This window comes from Kosakonia sp. H7A (genome assembly GCF_003028445.1).
In the GTDB taxonomy this organism is placed as follows: Bacteria; Pseudomonadota; Gammaproteobacteria; order Enterobacterales; family Enterobacteriaceae; genus Kosakonia; species Kosakonia radicincitans.
In genome coordinates this window covers 1-356 of sequence record NZ_PYTZ01000153.1, presented here as the reverse complement: position 1 = coordinate 356, position 356 = coordinate 1, and the positions used below count along the sequence as shown (strand labels likewise).

Here is a 356-nt window from a genome sequence, read left to right as displayed (position 1 = left end):
CGTACCTCGCTGGCCACCACGGCAAAGCCTTTCCCCTGTTCTCCGGCCCTGGCCGCTTCAACTGCCGCATTCAGCGCGAGAATGTTGGTTTGAAACGCAATGCTGTTTACCACATCGATGATACTGGCAATTTTACCGGCGCTTTCAGAAATACCGTTCATGGTGTCATTGACATTCTGCATCATCACACCCCCGCGTGAGGCAATATCCACCGCGCCACGCGCCAGTTCACGCGCCTGTCCTGCGTTTTCAGCATTTTGTTTTACGGCTGCGGTGATCTCTTCCATGCTGGAGGAGGTTTTTTCCAGAGATACCGCCTGCTGATCGGTGTGCCCGGCGATTTCCTGATTACCGGC

At 55.1% G+C, this 356-nt stretch carries 1 protein-coding gene; it reads right to left on the bottom strand.

Going from position 1 to position 356, the window contains the following annotated elements; all coding sequences use genetic code 11:
* Positions 1 to 356: methyl-accepting chemotaxis protein (locus tag CWM66_RS29395; RefSeq protein ID WP_233218455.1), on the bottom strand; the 356-nt coding region annotated here is incomplete at both ends.